Below are 14990 nucleotides of genomic sequence, written 5' to 3'. Positions count from 1 at the left end.
TTCAAAAATCCGTGTAAGGGTTAAACTTTCATAGATGTTAAATTTAATTGCCTGCAACCTTTCCATATTCTGAGTCGTCTGAGGTGTTGAACAAGGCTAAGCAGCCTGAATCCTACAGACAAAGGTGGAAATATAATGAACTTCAAAAAAAGCGCTTTTGCAGCGGTGACCAGCGTATCGCTTCTTACTTTTTCACTTGCCGGACCCATCTTTGCCGCAGACAGCAGCTTTAAGGATATCAACAACGTAACCGGCAAAGACAAAATTAATTCCCTGAAGGAGCAAGGATTGATCAAAGGCATCTCCGACACCCAGTTCCTGCCCGGCTCCAAAGTAACAACGGCTCAAGGAGTCCAGTTTATCGCTGGAGGTCTTCAACTGAGCCTGGCGGCTATCGACTTCAACAAGGCTCCACTCGCCAGCAGCACCTTCAGCAAGGTAAAAGACAATGCCTGGTACGCGGAAGCTTTCGTCAACGCACATTACAACGGGATCGAAATCGCTGCGGATATTGATCCCTCGAAGCCAATGACCAAGGAATTATTCACCAATCTGCTGGTCCAGGGCATAGAAAAGGTTGGCAATCTGCCGATGATCAATATTGTCCCTGCAGATATCGCCGACGCTGACGCCTTGGAGCCTTCTTTTCAGGGCAGCATTCAGCGCTCGCTGAAATACAACATCAACACACTGGATGCAAACGGCAAATTCAATCCGAAAAAACAAATCACCCGCGCCGAAGCAGCCGTTATGCTCTACAACGCACTGGATTACCTGAAATCCAAAACAAATACCGCGCCACAGAGCTAGAATAGGCTCTGCATTCCACACCCGCTCCCCTGGGTATGGAATGACGAATTGGCAATCAAGTAGAAACGGCTATGCCGTCCTTATTAGGACGGTACCCGTTTCAGCGAGAAATAGAAGGATAATTTATAGCGTAAAGCATATAAATTCTTATATTTCAAAAAGGCAGTTCCGGATTTTCCCGGACTGCCTTTTTGGTGTTCCATACTGTGATTTACTCTAAGGTCCAATTATATTTCCTCACCGCTAAGGCGGTTCAGGAACTGCAGCGCGCGCGGATGGGTTGTATGCTCCAGCACCTGCTCCGGTCTGCCCTGCTCCAGAATTACACCGCCATCCATCAAAATGACCTGATCCGCCACATCCGCAGCGAATTTCATCTCATGGGTGACGATGACCATCGTCATGCCTTCAGCCGCAAGCTGCTTGATTACCTTGAGCACCTCGCCTACCAGCTCCGGATCAAGCGCCGAGGTGGGCTCGTCGAACAGCAGCACCTCCGGCTCCACGGCCATCGCCCGCGCTATGGCTACGCGCTGCTGCTGGCCGCCGGATAATTGATGCGGATAGGCATCCGCCTTGTCCGCAAGGCCAACCTTCGTCAGCAGCTCGATGGCCCGCTTGCGCGCCTCCTCCTTCGTGCGTTTTTGGACGGTAACCTGGCCCTCCATCACGTTGCCCAAAGCGGTCATATGCGGAAACAGGTTGTACGACTGGAAGACCATCCCGGTCCGCTGGCGCAGGGCCAGCACGGAACGCTGCGGGATTTTGCCTCCCGCTGTGAATTCCAGCTTCATATCGCCCAGGGTCAGGCTCCCCCTGTCCGGCTGTTCCAGAAGATTAAAGCAGCGCAGCAGGGTTGTTTTACCGGAGCCTGAAGGACCGATTATAACCAGTACCTTGCCGTGCTCCACTGTAAGATCGACACCCTTCAGCACCTGGAGGGGACCAAAGGATTTATGCAAGTCACGAATTTCAATCATAGGTGCTCCTCCTTATCTTGCCGAGTAACGGTCAAGCCGCTTCTCCAGGTAATTTTGCAGAACCGACAGCACGGAACAGAACAGCAGGTAGAACAAAGCGGCTTCACTATAGAGCAGCAGCGGTTCATAGGAGGTCGCCGTAATCTGTTGGGCTGTTTTGAAAATTTCTACATAAGTGATAGTCGCGGCAAGCGAGGTGTCTTTGACCAGGCTGATAAAAGAATTCGACAAAGGCGGAACCGAAACACGCGCTGCCTGGGGAGAATGACTCTCCGCAGCGCTTGGCCCCGGGTCATCCCTACGGAGAACGCAGCTTCCCACTGGCCTTTATGTATGGACAGAATTGCAGCCCGCACAACCTCAGAGGAATAAGCCCCTACACTGAGCGTAAACCCGATTGTTGCGGCAATAAACGGATCAAGGATAATCCCCACCGCCGGCAGCCCGTAAAAAATAATAAACAGCTGTACAAGCAAAGGCGTTCCGCGGATAATCCAGACGTAGAACCGGGCGATCAGCTTCGGCAAAGTCCAGGGCGACAGCCGGATAAGTGCGGTAAAAATGGCCAGCAGCAGGCCCAGAATAAAGGAGACTACTGCGAGCGGAATGGTAAAAGCCACCCCGGCTTTGAGCAGGGGCAGCAAGGAATCGAGGAAAATTTGTATTTTACGGTCATCCATTGATCAGACATCCTTCTTCGGACTTCGGGCGGCCGGAGCCGCCTGGTCCATGCGTTATTATTTGGAAACGTCGGCACCGAAATATTTCTCGGAAATCTTCAGGTACGTGCCGTCACTTTTCATAGCCGCCAATGCTTCGCTCACTGCCGCTACCAGCTCATCGTTGCCCTTAAGGAAGACAGCAGCGCTCTGGGAACCCTCGGCGATTTCGTCGACAACCTTAATTTTAACATCCGGCTTCTGCTTCTTCAGATCCAGGTAGGACAGCCCGTCATTCACGGTTGCATCAATCCGGCCGGAGGTCAACAGGTCAATCGCCTGGTTGAAGCCGTCGGTGACCACAAGCTCCGCACCGTTCTCACGCGCGATATCGGACAGATTGCTGGTAAGGGACTGGCCGGCTTTTTTGCCTTTCAGATCCGCAAAGGTCTTGATGTCTTCATTCTTCTCACCAACGATCAATACCGCCTTGGAGACAATGTACGGATCGGAGAAATCATATTTCACCTTGCGCTCATCCGTAATCGAAACTTCATTGAAAATGACATCAAAGCGTTTGGCATCCATCCCGGCAAAAATGCCGTCCCATTGGGTTTCGAAAAATTCCGGCTTCACTCCCAGCCGCTTAGCCACCTCTTCAGCGATTTCCACATCAAATCCGGTAAGCTTGCCCGAGGCATCATGGAAAGTAAACGGCGCATATGTGCCTTCGGTTCCGATGCGCAGCTTGCCGCTTGCTTTGATTGCATCCAGGCTGTTCTGTTCAGCGGGAGCTGAAGCTTCTGCAGTCGGAGCCGCGGAGGACCCGGCTGTTGTATTATTTCCTGCCGCATTGTTGGTATTATTGCCGCATGCCGCTACCAGTACCGCCGTAAGCAGCATCAGGATAGTCAGACTTAGTTTTTTCATAAATAGTTAGCCCCTCTCATCATCTCTGTATATTCCGGCTTTCCCGGCAAATTGAATAGTAACACCAGCATGTCAGCGGAGTCAAGAACTTTTCCGATTATAAACATCGGAATTATATTGTAAACGTTTTAATGGTTACTTTCTTGCAGATTCATGTGCCGGATTGTGTTAGTTTGCCCAAAAAACCTGCTAAATCCGCCAGCGTTAAAAAGAACCTGGTTCAACGATCTAACGCTTCTGAGTCCGAATCTTCAACCAGCGAACCTGACCTTCCTGAGCTTTGATCCTTTGACAACACGCCTGAATATGCTATATTAATTAGCAATTGCGAATTCAATATTGACCTGCTATTTCACTAGGGGAGTCTGCCGACTGAGATGAAGCGTGAAGCTTCGGACCCTTGGAACCTGATCTGGATCATACCAGCGGAGGGAAGTGGAACAGAAACGATCAGCGGTGCCGCTATACGTCTACTGCCTGAACCTTTCAGACCCATTTGTCTCCACTCGGAGACCGGTGGGTCTTTATTGTGTTGCCGCGCAAATGAAAGGAGGTTTAGCACATACGAATATGATCTCAATGACGGACCTGTCCTATTCTTTCGGCACATCTCCAGAAACTCCGGTATTCAGCGGACTGTCAATGAATGTGCGCCAAGGGGAATTCATTTCTCTGGTCGGTGCCAGCGGCTGCGGTAAAAGCACACTTTTCAAAATCATTGCCGGATTGCTTCAGCAGACCGGCGGTGAGCTTAATGTTCCTGGAACGATATCCGCCGATCCTTCCTCACGCCTGGGCCGGGTTGCCTATATGCCTCAGCAGGATCTTCTGCTGCCCTGGAGAACCGTGCTCGACAACTGCCTGCTTCCCTGGGAGCTGAACAGAACAGGCAGCAAAACGGAGGCGGTAAGGCGTATCCGCAATATGCTGGAGCGTTTTGGCCTGGAAGGTACAGAGCAGCGTTATCCGCACGAGCTGTCCGGCGGAATGCGCCAGCGGACCGCTATGCTGCGGACGCTGGCTGCCGGCCATAAGCTCATGCTTTTGGATGAACCCTTCGGAGCGCTGGATGCCATCACCAAACGCGGGCTTCACCGCTGGCTGCTGGAGCTGTGGGGCAGTCTGGAGCAGACCGTGCTGTTCATCACCCACGATCTGGAGGAGGCGCTCCTGCTCAGTGACCGGATCTATCTGATGTCCGGCGGCGCTGGCGGCGGTGTTCAGGAATTCCTGGTAGATCTTCCGCGCCCCAGACATTACCGCTTGAACTATGACCCGCATTTTGTTGCTTTACGGGCGGATTTGGAACGGAGGCTGTATGAGACGTACATATCTTAGAACATTTTTACGCGAATATGGTCCTTTCGCCCTGCTGGTGCTGCTGACTCTTGCCGCCTGGGAATGCGAAGCCCGGTTAAAGCTTGTCCCTGCCTTCATTCTTCCGGCCCCTACGGCCATATGGACGGCAATGCTGGAGCAGAGGCTGCTGCTCTTTGGAGAACATTTGCCCGCTACGCTGCAGGAGGTGCTGCTGGGTTTTGTGCTGTCCGTGTGCTGCGGTGTGCTGCTGGGTACCGGAATGCATATGTTCTCTCCGCTGGAAAAGGCGCTGTACCCCTTGCTGGTCATCAGCCAGACGATTCCGCTGATCGCGCTCTCCCCATTTTTATAATGTGGTTTGGCTATACCCTGTGGAGCAAGGTGGCGGTGGTGTTTCTGACCGCTTTTTTTCCGGTCGTCATCGGCACTTATGACGGTTTGCACAAAAGCGGTGTGGTGTACAAAGAGCTACTGCTTACACTAGGTGCAAACCGCTGGCAGATTCTGCGGAAAACCCAGATTCCCCCGGCACTGCCCTCGCTGTTTTCGGGACTCAAGCTCTCTATTGTCTACTGTGTGATTGGCGCAACAATCGGGGAATGGCTGGGCGGTAGCCGGGGACTCGGGTATTTCAGCCGCCGGATGGCGGGCAATCTGCAAAGTGCAGAGATGTTCGCCGCAGTGTTTCTTTTATCCGCACTCGGTATCGTTCTGTTCCTAAGTATTAAGCTGCTCGAAAACATTATTTTGCAGAAAAGAGGCATACATCGATGAACATCTTTCCCTCAGAACATCCAGTTAGTAAAAGAAAGCGCCCCTTGCTCTCCCTATCGCTGCTCCTATCTCTTGCCCTTGCGGTAAGCGGCTGTGGAGGGGACAACCATGCTGCTCCAGCCAGCTCCGCTTCAGCCAATCACGTTGACCAGCCCCACAAGCTGACGATTATGCTCGACTGGTATCCGAACGCCGTTCACTCCTTCCTGTATGCCGCGCAGCAGAAGGGTTATTTCGAAGATGAAGGTCTGGCTGTGGATATCCAGATGCCTGCGGACAGCAATGATGCCCTGAAGCTGGTAGCCGCCGGCAAAGTCGATCTGGCCTTAAGCTACCAGCCGCAAGTGCTGATGGCCCGGGGAGAGCAAATTCCGGTGAAGTCCGTCGCCGCCATCGTCCGGCATCCGCTGAACCATCTGATGGTACCGGCGGACAGCGGGATCAAAAGCCCGAAAGAGCTGGCAGGGAAAAATGCCGGATACTCTTCGATTCCCTTCTACGAAGCCATGCTGAAAACAATGGTCAAAAGCGATGGCGGCGATCCGTCCGCAGTAAAGCTGACCGATGTGGGTTTTGATCTGATTCCGGCCATTTCGGCCGGACGGGTGGACGGAATTATCGGCGGATTCATTAACCATGAGCAGCTGATTCTGGAAAAGGAAGGGCATCCGGTCATTTCGCTGAACCCTACGGATTACGGCGTTCCCGACTACTACGAGCTGGTTCTGGTGGCAAGCGATCCGGGCTTGCAGAATGCTGAAGGCTACATCGGGAAGTTCATAGCGGCGGCACGCAAAGGACAGCAATTTGTTGCAGAGCACCCGCAGGAGGCGCTGGACCTTCTGATGGCCCATGAGGAAGCTACCGCCCCCCTGGACAAAGAAATCGAAACCAAAAGCCTGAAGCTTCTGCTTCCCTTGATGGATGCCGGCGATGAGCCGTTTGGCTATCAGGACCCAGCCTCATGGGAGAAGGTTAATTCCTGGCTGAATGAGAACGGACTGCTGCATGGCGGGGTCAAGACGCAGGACGCTTTTATCAATTTGTGAGGTGTGCTGCATTTTATACAATTGATTGACTTTAGATTAGCCATTTACTTTTGAGGAGGAATCATCATGTCTTTCTTAACCAAAGTGCGGGAAAACAATCCGCTGGTGCACAACATTACTAATATTGTAGTCGCGAATTTCAGCGCCAACGGGCTGCTGGCGCTGGGGGCTTCGCCTTTTATGGCTGACGCGCATGAAGAAGTTGCGGAGATCGCCGCCATGTCTGGTGCTGTTGTGCTGAATATCGGCACATTGAATGATTACGCCATTGAATCGATGCTGCTGGCAGGCAAGGCTGCGAACCGCCATAACGTGCCGGTCGTGCTTGACCCCGTGGGCGCAGGAGCCACTGCTTACCGCACCGAAGTTACCCATAAGCTGGTCAGCCAGATGCAGATTACCGCGCTGCGCGGCAATGTCGCCGAAGTGGCCCATGTCGTCGGCGAGCGCTGGAGCATCAAAGGCGTGGATGCCGGAGCCGGCGACGGCGATGTGACCGCTTTGGCTGTGCAAGCCGCGCTGAAGCTGAAGTGTGTTGTTATTATCACCGGCAAGGAAGATGTCGTCACAGATGGCCGCACCACCTATGTGGTCAGCAACGGACATCCTGTTCTGACCCGGGTTACCGGCACCGGCTGCCTGCTGAGTGCAGTTGTCGGTGCGTTCCTCGCGGCCAGCGGCGGAGCCTGGCTTGAAGCTGCTGCCGAAGCGCTATCCTTCTATGGAGTTGCCGCTGAAATTGCAGCAAACCGGACGCGCCAACAGGGAGTTGGCAGCTTCCAGACCGAGTTTCTGAATCAATTAGCCCTCGTGACTCCGGAAGTATACGCTGAACGCTCACGTGTACAGCGCTTGGAACAATGATCACAGCTTCGCCAAAGGAGAATCTGCTATGACTAACCATCCTATGACTAATGTTTTCAAAGCTTTGACTGTCGCCGGATCTGACAGCGGAGGCGGCGCCGGTATCCAGGCGGATCTCAAAACCTTTCAGGAGCTGGGTGTATACGGCATGTCTGCGCTCACCGCAGTGACCGCTCAGAACACCCTGGGGGTCCAGGGTGTGTATCCGCTGGAGGCGGAAGCCGTTGCCGCACAGCTTGATTCCATCGGGGCGGATCTTACACCCGATGCCGTTAAAACCGGCATGCTGTTCAGCAGCGGGCTCATCCGCACCGTTGCCCAAAAATTCCGGCAATATGGCTGGACTAAGCTGGTAATCGATCCGGTCATGGTTGCCAAAGGAGGTTCTCCCCTGCTTCAGCAGGAAGCCGTTCAGGCTTTAATTGCTGATCTGCTGCCGTTGTCCTTAGCCATTACTCCCAATATCCCTGAAGCGGAAATTCTGACCGGGATGAAGATTTCCGGCATGGCTGACCGCGAAGCTGCGGCCAGGCTTGTCCACGCCATGGGACCGCGATATGTGGTACTCAAGGGCGGCCACGATGAGGAAGGTGCCCTGGTAACTGACCTTCTATATGATGGTGAGAAGTTCATTTATTTGCAGAGTCCCCGGATTGCTACCAGGCACACACATGGAACCGGCTGCACCTTTTCCGCAGCCCTCACGGCCGGACTGGCACAAGGCCAATGGGTCCCGGAGGCGGTTCATACTGCCAAAGCGTTTATCCAGGCGGCTATTGAAGACGGAATCAATATTGGTGCCGGAAACGGCCCGACGAATCACTTTGCCTACCAGAATAGACTAAGGGGGCAGCGCTAATGCAGCGGATGGACAGCGAACATGTACGCAGACTGCTGAAGCTGTACTTCATCATGGGCAGTGCGAACTGCCTGAAAACTCCACTGGAGACACTCGTTGAAGCAATGGATGGCGGGATCACTTTATTCCAGTACCGCGAAAAGGGCAGCACAGCTTTCACCGGGCAGGCGTATGTTGAGCTTGCACAGCTGCTCCAGCAGAAGTGCCGGGAGCGCAAGATTCCTTTTATCGTAAACGATGACATTGATCTGGCCGTTGCCCTGGACGCAGACGGCGTACATGTGGGGCAGAAGGATGCCCCGGCACGTTCCATCCGTGAGCGGCTGGGAGCGCACAAAATCATCGGTGTCTCCGCCCATAACCTGAAGGAAGCACAGCAGGCGATTGCCGACGGTGCCGATTATCTGGGAGTCGGACCGGTGTATCCTACTTCCTCCAAGGACGATGCTGAAGCGGTTCAAGGAACAGGAGTGATTGAGGAGCTGCGCCGCAGCGGACTTACCATTCCACTTGTGGGGATCGGCGGAATCACAGCGGCCAATGCACGGCCGGTAATCCAGGCGGGTGCCGACGGAATCTCTGTGATCTCCGCAATCGCCGGAGCTGCCGACATTCGTGGTGCCGCCCGGAATTTTCTGCGGGTGATTCAGCAGTAGCAGCGAAGCTGGATGCCCACAACCTAAAAGCACAGCTGCCGGTTACGATACGGCGCTGTGCTTTTTTCTGACGTCCACATCCTCTCAGCGCCATCTGCCCATCGCAACGGTGTTGTAGTACTTTCCGTCAGACAGCAGCTTGTCGTTCTTCAGAAGACCTTCCTCTGTAAACCCCAGCTTCCGGTACAATGCGATCGCGTTCCTGTTGGTTTCCAGGACGTTTAAAGTCAGTTTGCGGAGGCCGCAGGCCGCAGCCCAGGCAATAGCTGCCGACAGCATATGGCTGCCTATGCCAAGCCCCCAGTATTCCTGAAGCACGCCTATGCCAAATTCCGCCTGATGCGCCATGCGTTTCTATTTTCATTATGTACTCCCTCCCTCTCTATGGTCATCTGCCCTGCATACTTACCAATCATAAACCTGCACGCAGCTTAGTCAATATTATACAGCCTTGACATAGCCGCCTGATTAGTTTACTTTATAAACAGTTTACAGAAGTAACTTTTTTATCAAAGGAAGGTGCAGCATGGCGGATCGGGAACAAACCATAGAAGTGTATCAGTCGTTTTTTGCAGTAGCCCGTCAGCTTAAGCGGCTCGCTCATCAAAGTGCGGCTAACCTTGGGCTGACTGTTCATCAGATCGGCATTCTGAATTTCCTGAGGCAGCACCCCGGGCAGACCCAGAAAGAGGTTACAGAACGCCTGGTGTTCAATAAAAGCCGGGTCAGTCTGCAAATCGACGCCCTCGCGCTTAAGGAGCTGGTCACCCGTTCAGTTTCCGAGCTGGACCGCAGGGAGACAAGGCTGTATCTCACGGAAGAAGGCGAGGCGTTATGCCTCCGTTATAACGAGGAAGCTTGGTCCCATAAGGTGCTGGGAGAAGCTCTGGAGCAATTCTCGGCGCAGGAGCTGGAACAGCTGATTCACATGAACAAGCTGCTGCTGCTGCATCTGAACCCCTAAATCTATAGAAGCCGGTGATAGGATGTCCCAAGGTTTTGGAACGAACGGCGGTCATGGCCGCTTAAAATTCGACGATGAGAACAAAAAAACTAATCTGAGCAAAGCGCTATTGCTGCGCATAGCCGGATATTTCATTCCTTACTGGAAGCAGACGCTGCTCGTGATGGCGGTGCTGATTGTGTCTGCTGTCCTTGGCCTGCTGCCGCCCTTGTTTATTCAGCAGATTATCGACCAGGCTCTGCCGGATAAAAATTTCCGGTTGCTTGTTCTGCTTGTGCTTGCTTCACTGGGAACAACGGTCGTATCCGGATTGCTGGGCGTGCTGCAGAATTATTTGAATTCCTTTATCTCGCTGCACATTGTCTACGATATGAAAAATCAGATGTACCGCCATCTGCAAAAGATGCCGCTGCAGTTCTACTCCGGGGTCCAGCAGGGTGAAGTGATCACGCGGATGACCAGCGATATTTCGGGAGTCCAGGGTGTGTTCAGCAGCACCGTGGTCAATTTTGCCAGCAATCTGTTCATTCTGGTCTCCACGGCGGTAACGTTGTTCATTATGAACTGGAAGCTGGCTCTGCTGGGAATCTTTGTGATTCCTTTGTTCGTAGTTCCTACACGCAAGATGGGCAATCTCAGCTGGAAGCTGGCCAAGCAGACCCAGGAGAAAATCTCTGAGCAGAATCAGATCGTCCAGGAAACGCTCAGCATCAGCGGGTATCTGCTTATGAAGCTGTTCACGAAAGAATCTGCGGAGTATACCAAATTCCAGACAGTCAACTCGGAAGCCACCAGCCTGCAAATCCGGCAATCGATGGCCGGCCGCTGGTTCATGATGGTTCTGTCCACGTTCACCAGTATCGGTCCGCTTCTGATTTACTTGTATGGCGGGTATCTGTTCATCCATGGGGAGCTGTCTATAGGGGCCATCGTAGCCTTTGTCGCCCTGCTCGGCAGGCTGTACGGTCCTGTGATGCAGATGACCAACCTGTATGTAGAGATCAAGCGCTCAGCAGCGCTGTTTGAGCGGATTTTTGATTATTTCGATATGAAGCCGCTGATTGTCGATCAGCCGGAAGCCCGGTTCATCAGCGCTGAGGGCAGAGATATCACGTTTCATGAGGTTTCTTTTGCCTATCAGGCGGATAAAACAGCGCTGCACGGAATCTCGTTCACTGCCGCTGCCGGCACCCTCACCGCGCTGGTCGGCCCCAGCGGAGCGGGCAAAACAACCATTACCAATCTCATCCCGCGCCTCTATGAAACGGATTCGGGTGCCATCACAATTGGGGGCAGCAATATCCGGGACTTCACACTGGAATCTCTTCGTGCGCAGATCGGCCTGGTGACGCAGGACACTTATCTGTTCAACGGGACGATCCGGGAGAATCTGATGTACGCAGACCCCGGAGCCAGCGAAGACCGGATCATTACCGTCTGCCAGGCTGCATATATCCATGATTTTATTATGAGTCTGCCTGACGGGTATGACACCGTGGTGGGCAACCGGGGCGTCAAGCTGTCCGGAGGCGAGAAGCAGCGGATCTCCATCGCCCGTGTACTGCTGAAGAATCCGCCGGTCATCATCATGGATGAAGCTACCTCTTCCCTCGATACTGCCTCGGAATATTATATCCAGCAAGCTATGCATACCCTGCTCCAGGGCAAGACAAGCATCGTGATCGCCCATCGACTCTCCACCATCATGGCGGCGGACCAGATTCTCGTCGTGCAGGCCGGGACCATTGTCGAGGCAGGGACGCATCAGTCGCTTCTTGAACAGCATGGGGTATACAGGGATTTATACGACAAGCAGTACGAGCCCAAGGTGTTGACTTAATAAGTCTGCATCCAAAAAAAATCCGCATTGTGCCAATGCAGGGAGCGGCACAATACGGATTTTCTTTTACTTAGGTATATGGGTAAGGCCGTGTTCCAGAGGTTTGAGTTTATCCATCCATCCGTTAACCGGTTCGTATGAACCATTTTGGATTAGCTGGCTGTAGGTGTCCACAAATCCGCCGTCTCCAGCCGTTTGTCCCGCCCACTTATAGAACTCGGGGAATTTCGCCTGAGCTTCATCCAGCCGGTCCAGGAGCAGATAAACATCGATCAATGCCTCATAATTATTTTCTGTGGGGGCTGACTTATAATTCTGTTCCTTCAGCGGCAGCTGGTCTTTATAATATTGCAGTGTTCTGGCGGTGTCCGGGACATATTGGTTATCCTTGAGTTCATAAACCGCAAATAAAGCAGGACCCAGCGGCATCTGGCCGGAATAAGGGCTGGCTAACAGCTCCAGCTTGCCGTCCTGATCGGCATCCTCATATTTCAGCAGAACATTATCATGTACAGTAACCTGCAGCACACCGCTTATTTCCTCAAGAACAATAAATGCCGATTCCGGCCGGTTGTCCGCCAGGCTGAACAACAGCGTCGGCCGGTCATTTTGCAGTAGCGCTTCTGCCCAAACCTTCTTGGCCTCATCAAAGCTGTACCCTCCTTCAAAAACCAAACCCTTCGCTTTACTGTCAAAAAGGATCTCACCGTTCTTGGCAACCACAAACTGCGTGTAGTTGAATTCACCGCTGTTCCAGTAGTAAATCTCGTAGTTGTCATTCTTAAGCGCAATAGAGTCTTTGTGAACAAACCCCTTATATTGATCCTCAATCCGGGAAGCTGCCGCAGCAGAACCTTCCGGAGAGGGAAGTGACGTTACAGCCGGTGAGGCCAGCGGCGAGGGTGATGCCAATTCAGCAGCCGCAGTAGCTTCGTTCGAGTTTGTATTGCCGGAATCCCCTGTACCTCCATTTGATGAACAACCGGCAAGAACCAATAAAATGACCAAAATACTGACAATCCGCATGTGCGCAGTCCTCCTCCAACATTTCTATATTTACTAATCTTCAGAATGGTTTAACAATGCAAAAAGTCCCGCCAGTTCGGCCTGCTCCAGATGCCTCCACTGCCCTCTCTCCAGCCCGCTCAGTACAATATTCATAATCCTGATCCGCTCCAGCCGGAGCACCCGGTAACCCAGCTCCTTGCACATCCGGCGGATTTGCAGATTCAACCCTTGCTTGAGCACAATCCGAAATTCAGTATCGCTGAGCCTGCCCGTCTCGCATGGCAGAGTCCGGGTGCCCAGGATATCCACGCCGGCAGCCATCCTGTGCAAAAACTCATCCGTCACAGGTTTGTCTACGGCAACCAAGTATTCCTTCTCATGCCCGTTCTCTGCATGCATCATCCGGTTCACGATGGAGCCGTCATTGGTGAGAAGGATCAGGCCTTCCGAATATTTATCGAGCCTGCCCACCGCAAAAATCCGGGACGGGTATCCCACAAAATCAATAATATTCCCTTCTACCTCACGGGAGGATGTGCAGGTAATGCCTGCAGGCTTGTTAAGTGCCAGATATACCAGCTTTTTTGTGACCATTGTGACCGGCTCTCCGTCGACGGCTACAAGGTCCCCCGGCTCCACTTGCGCACCTTTTGTACAAGGCTGCCCATTGATCGTAATCCGCCCGGCAGCAATGAATCTGTCGGTCTCCCGGCGCGGATAAAGCCCGCTCTCGCTTATGTACTTGTTGATTCTCATGACAGGCTCCGCTCTCTTGCTTATTGAACAACATCTGACCGGCGCGTGTTATCCCTACAGGTCCAAATCAGATGCCATTGGATGATGATCTATGAGCAACCGGCTGTTTACTTGCTGCTCCCGGTTTGTCGTGCACTGCCGCCCTTTGCCGCGGCTCTTTTGCCGCCAGGTCCCCCGGCAGGTCTACCTTTGGCCGCCTTCACAGGCTTAGCCGTTTTGTTCCAGCGGGTCCAGCCTTTGCTCCCTGTGCCTCTGCCTGTGCCGCCGCCTTTACTTTTTGCCACTTGATCACTCCACCCGGTATTTAGTATTCGGCTTGCCTTCATCTATCTTACCATTTCATGCACAATATGTCAGGTTCATACGCCAACAGCCTGCCGGAGATCCTCCGGCAGGCTGTTGCTTAGCCCAATATTTATGCGGAATTATTTCGGCTGGATATATCCTTCAGCTTTGAGCAGCTCGGCGATCAGCACCGCGCCGCCGGCGGCGCCTCTTACCGTATTGTGGGACAGGCTGACAAATTTATAATCATACAGCGAATCCTCGCGGAGTCTGCCGGCCGAAATGCCCATGCCGTTCTCGATGTCGCGGTCCAGCTGCGTCTGCGGACGGTTTTCCTCTGCGAAATAGGTAATGAACTGCTTAGGGGCGCTTGGCAGGCCGAGCGCCTGCGGACGGCCCTGAAAGCTGTTCCAGCGTTCCAGAATCTCTTCCTTGGACGGTTTCTGCTCAAAGGAAGCGAACACAGCGGCCATGTGGCCGTCAGCAACCGGCACACGGATACACTGGGTCGTAATGACAGGCTGCTCGCTTTTTACGATGCCTTCATCCGTCACATTGCCCCAGATCCGCAGCGGCTCCTGCTCGCTCTTCTCTTCTTCGCCGCCAATATAAGGGATAACATTATCGACCATTTCCGGCCAATCGGCAAACGTCTTGCCTGCCCCGGAAATCGCCTGGTAGGTTGTAACTACAACCTTCGAAGGCTTGAAATCCTGAAGCGCATGCAATGTAGGCATGTAGCTCTGAATCGAGCAGTTGGGCTTCACGGCGATAAAGCCGGTTTCCGTACCCAGACGTTTACGCTGCTGGGCGATCACTTCCAGATGCTCCGGGTTGATCTCAGGGATCACCATAGGAACATCAGGCGTCCAGCGGTGCGCCGAGTTATTCGAAATGACTGGAGTTCCTGTGCGCGCATAGGCTTCTTCCAGCGCCTTAATTTCTTCCTTTTTCATATCAACGGCACAGAAAATCAGATCGACGTCCTTAGCCACTTCCTCCACCTTGGAGGCATCCTGAACCATAATGCTTTTGACGGCTTCTGGCATTGGAGTGGACAGCTTCCATCTGTTTTTGACCGATTCTTCATAAGTCTTGCCTGCCGAGTTTGCACTTGCAGCAATAGCCGTCACCTGAAACCATGGATGATTCTCAAGCAGTGCAATAAAACGCTGGCCCACCATACCGGTACCCCCGACGATACCCGCTCTCAACTTACTTGACATAAGCATTTCA

At 53.1% G+C, this 14990-nt stretch carries 16 protein-coding genes, 2 pseudogenes and 1 riboswitch; of the genes and pseudogenes, 10 read left to right on the top strand and 8 right to left on the bottom strand.

The features are described from left to right. Window positions 1–135 precede the first annotated feature (135 nt). Window positions 136–810, top strand: coding sequence for an S-layer homology domain-containing protein (locus JI735_RS23100; RefSeq protein WP_039839178.1), 675 nt, complete (start codon window positions 136–138; stop codon window positions 808–810). 227 nt (window positions 811–1037) lie between these two features. On the opposite strand, the gene JI735_RS23095 is transcribed toward JI735_RS23100, so the two are convergent. The 3 genes and pseudogenes from JI735_RS23095 to JI735_RS23085 form a co-directional block, all read right to left on the bottom strand. Next, on the bottom strand, window positions 1038–1790 hold the full coding sequence (locus tag JI735_RS23095; protein ID WP_039839179.1) for an amino acid ABC transporter ATP-binding protein: 753 nt from the start codon (window positions 1788–1790) through the stop codon (window positions 1038–1040). 12 nt (window positions 1791–1802) lie between these two features. Beyond that, window positions 1803–2470, bottom strand: a pseudogene (locus JI735_RS23090) (amino acid ABC transporter permease). A 57-nt stretch (window positions 2471–2527) separates the two neighbouring features. Further along, a complete protein-coding gene (locus tag JI735_RS23085; protein ID WP_039839182.1) occupies window positions 2528–3379 on the bottom strand; it encodes an amino acid ABC transporter substrate-binding protein in 852 nt (283 codons plus the stop codon). 347 nt (window positions 3380–3726) lie between these two features. Then, window positions 3727–3830, top strand: a riboswitch (TPP riboswitch). Window positions 3831–3949: 119 nt separating this feature from the next. Here JI735_RS23085 and JI735_RS23080 point away from each other — a divergent pair. From JI735_RS23080 to thiE, 7 genes are all read left to right on the top strand, one after another. Further along, on the top strand, window positions 3950–4717 hold the full coding sequence (locus JI735_RS23080) for an ABC transporter ATP-binding protein (protein ID WP_051052285.1): 768 nt from the start codon (window positions 3950–3952) through the stop codon (window positions 4715–4717). Beyond that, complete coding sequence (locus JI735_RS37470) at window positions 4698–5051, top strand: ABC transporter permease (protein ID WP_325175536.1); 354 nt, start codon at window positions 4698–4700, stop codon at window positions 5049–5051. The genes JI735_RS23080 and JI735_RS37470 overlap by 20 nt, the downstream gene beginning before the upstream one ends. Then, on the top strand, window positions 5051–5473 hold the full coding sequence (locus tag JI735_RS37465) for an ABC transporter permease (RefSeq protein WP_325175535.1): 423 nt from the start codon (window positions 5051–5053) through the stop codon (window positions 5471–5473). Before JI735_RS37470 ends, JI735_RS37465 begins: the two co-directional genes overlap by 1 nt. Next, window positions 5470–6522, top strand: a complete 1053-nt coding sequence (locus JI735_RS23070) for an ABC transporter substrate-binding protein (protein WP_051052286.1) — start codon at window positions 5470–5472, stop codon at window positions 6520–6522. Before JI735_RS37465 ends, JI735_RS23070 begins: the two co-directional genes overlap by 4 nt. Window positions 6523–6588: 66 nt before the next feature. After that, complete coding sequence (gene thiM, locus JI735_RS23065) at window positions 6589–7386, top strand: hydroxyethylthiazole kinase (RefSeq protein ID WP_039839189.1); 798 nt, start codon at window positions 6589–6591, stop codon at window positions 7384–7386. Between the two features lie 28 nt (window positions 7387–7414). Continuing rightward, a complete protein-coding gene (gene thiD, locus JI735_RS23060; protein WP_233183006.1) occupies window positions 7415–8245 on the top strand; it encodes a bifunctional hydroxymethylpyrimidine kinase/phosphomethylpyrimidine kinase in 831 nt (276 codons plus the stop codon). Further along, on the top strand, window positions 8245–8901 hold the full coding sequence (thiE, locus tag JI735_RS23055) for a thiamine phosphate synthase (RefSeq protein WP_039839191.1): 657 nt from the start codon (window positions 8245–8247) through the stop codon (window positions 8899–8901). The genes thiD and thiE overlap by 1 nt, the downstream gene beginning before the upstream one ends. A gap of 84 nt (window positions 8902–8985) precedes the next feature. Here the strand turns inward: thiE and JI735_RS23050 are convergent. Then, a pseudogene (locus JI735_RS23050) lies at window positions 8986–9255 on the bottom strand (GNAT family N-acetyltransferase); the annotation flags it as partial. A 172-nt stretch (window positions 9256–9427) separates the two neighbouring features. On the opposite strand from JI735_RS23050, the gene JI735_RS23045 reads away from it, so the two are divergent. Further along, the gene (locus tag JI735_RS23045) at window positions 9428–9865 is read left to right on the top strand and encodes a MarR family winged helix-turn-helix transcriptional regulator (RefSeq protein ID WP_039839193.1); all 438 of its coding nucleotides are present in this window, start codon (window positions 9428–9430) and stop codon (window positions 9863–9865) included. A 22-nt stretch (window positions 9866–9887) separates the two neighbouring features. Then, window positions 9888–11705 carry an ABC transporter ATP-binding protein gene (locus JI735_RS23040; RefSeq protein ID WP_039839194.1) on the top strand — a complete coding sequence of 606 codons (1818 nt, stop codon included), beginning with the start codon at window positions 9888–9890 and terminating at the stop codon, window positions 11703–11705. Window positions 11706–11771: 66 nt separating this feature from the next. Here JI735_RS23040 and JI735_RS23035 read toward each other — a convergent pair whose 3' ends face one another. The 4 genes from JI735_RS23035 to asd form a co-directional block, all read right to left on the bottom strand. Next, on the bottom strand, window positions 11772–12731 hold the full coding sequence (locus tag JI735_RS23035; RefSeq protein ID WP_039839195.1) for a hypothetical protein: 960 nt from the start codon (window positions 12729–12731) through the stop codon (window positions 11772–11774). A gap of 33 nt (window positions 12732–12764) precedes the next feature. Continuing rightward, window positions 12765–13469 (bottom strand): pseudouridine synthase, encoded by a 705-nt coding sequence (locus tag JI735_RS23030; RefSeq protein WP_039839196.1) that lies wholly within the window; start codon window positions 13467–13469, stop codon window positions 12765–12767. Between the two features lie 107 nt (window positions 13470–13576). Continuing rightward, window positions 13577–13795 carry a DUF3934 family protein gene (locus JI735_RS23025; protein WP_051052289.1) on the bottom strand — a complete coding sequence of 73 codons (219 nt, stop codon included), beginning with the start codon at window positions 13793–13795 and terminating at the stop codon, window positions 13577–13579. A 99-nt stretch (window positions 13796–13894) separates the two neighbouring features. After that, window positions 13895–14980, bottom strand: a complete 1086-nt coding sequence (asd, locus tag JI735_RS23020) for an aspartate-semialdehyde dehydrogenase (protein WP_074647715.1) — start codon at window positions 14978–14980, stop codon at window positions 13895–13897. Window positions 14981–14990: the final 10 nt, after the last annotated feature.

The organism is Paenibacillus sonchi, from assembly GCF_016772475.1.
GTDB classification, from domain to species: Bacteria; Bacillota; Bacilli; order Paenibacillales; family Paenibacillaceae; genus Paenibacillus_AQ; species Paenibacillus_AQ sonchi.
Note: the sequence above shows the minus strand (reverse complement) of the source record. Positions and strands in the feature narration are given on the sequence as shown.